2 protein-coding genes are annotated in these 1271 nt (G+C 54.1%); one reads left to right on the top strand and one right to left on the bottom strand.

Features of this window, described 5'->3' with window-relative positions:
• The coding region (locus tag D6694_08520; GenBank protein RMH41846.1) for a hypothetical protein at positions 1 to 236 on the top strand (236 nt) is incomplete at its 5' end.
• Here the strand turns inward: D6694_08520 and D6694_08515 are convergent.
• The coding region (locus D6694_08515; GenBank protein ID RMH41845.1) for a PKD domain-containing protein at positions 147 to 1271 on the bottom strand (1125 nt) is incomplete at its 5' end. The two genes, D6694_08520 and D6694_08515, sit on opposite strands and share 90 nt — an antisense overlap.

Below are 1271 nucleotides of genomic sequence, written 5' to 3'. Positions count from 1 at the left end.
TGGCCAGCAACGCCCTTGCCATTCGGATTGTCTTCCCCTCAGTCGGGGCGACGCAGGCTTCTTTCAGCCTGCCGGGTTTGCCAGCCTCGCTGGGCAAACGAAAAAAGCCGGCACTAGGCCGGCTTAACCAAGACCTCCGGGAGGCTTCAATTGCGCTGACTGGAAAGCTTCCTGCGCACAAGGGGTACGAAAGCAAACAACCACAGGGCGCCGCCACCGCCACCACCACCGGTTGAACCACCGTTACCTCCAGATGACGGAGCGTTGACTGTGACACTACGGCTATAAGTATCGGTCTGCCCTTTCGCATCGGTAGCGGTCAAAGTCACGGTATAGGTGCCAGCAGCTGAATAGGTGTGTACCGGCGATACATCGGTTGATGTCTGACCATCACCGAAATCCCAGGTATACGAGATTTCACCGTCACCCGCCGTCGTACGATTGGTAAAGGTCACCGTTAAATCAGAGACACTATAATCAAAACGTGCATTGGGTGGCACAGAGACCGTCACAGTTTTACTGACCGCATCCTGTTGTTGATCTTCACTGGTCACCGTCAAGGTAATGGTGTAGTCGCCACTGGCAGTATAAGTATGAGTGACAGGTGATCCGGTTTCGGCGGCGGTTCCATCGCCAAAGTCCCATTGATAGGACAAATTAGTCCCACCTGTGGAGGCATCGGTGACCGTCACCGAAGGACCATTCACCGTGACGGTGAAATCTGCCGCTAATGGCTCCGCCACTTCTACGTTATAGGACTTTGAACTCGTCTCATTATTGGCATCCGTGACCGTAAGCGTGACCGTGTAACTGCCACTGGCAGCATAAGTATGCGTGACGGTCGCGCCAGTACCTGTGGCACCATCACCAAAGTCCCACTGATAGGTCAGGCTTCCTTGCCCACCCGCTACGTTCTGGTTAAACGTAATGGTTCGGAAATTGGCACGCCAAGTAAAGTCAGCGGTCAACGCAAGCGGCTGCTGGCTAATCTGGACCGTTGCACTACTGCTGTCGGCAGCTTCCTGCATAACGGTCATCTTCACGCCCAACTTCGGAAGAATAACGCCTGACTGAGGCTGTTCAGGGTGAGTATAATCCTTATCATCCGAGAAGGTGTCCGTCGAGGCTTCATTTTTCCCAAATACGGCATCGCGAATTTGCGTGGTGGTCGACGCATAGCCAGAGCCGCTCGTGATCGGCGTCTGATCAGCGTCCACGACGCCAAGAAAGACTTCACCCGGATGATCACTGACTTTATTGTCCGTGACATT

This window comes from Gammaproteobacteria bacterium (assembly GCA_003696665.1).
Taxonomy (GTDB): Bacteria; Pseudomonadota; Gammaproteobacteria; order Enterobacterales.
Note: the sequence above shows the minus strand (reverse complement) of the source record. Positions and strands in the feature narration are given on the sequence as shown.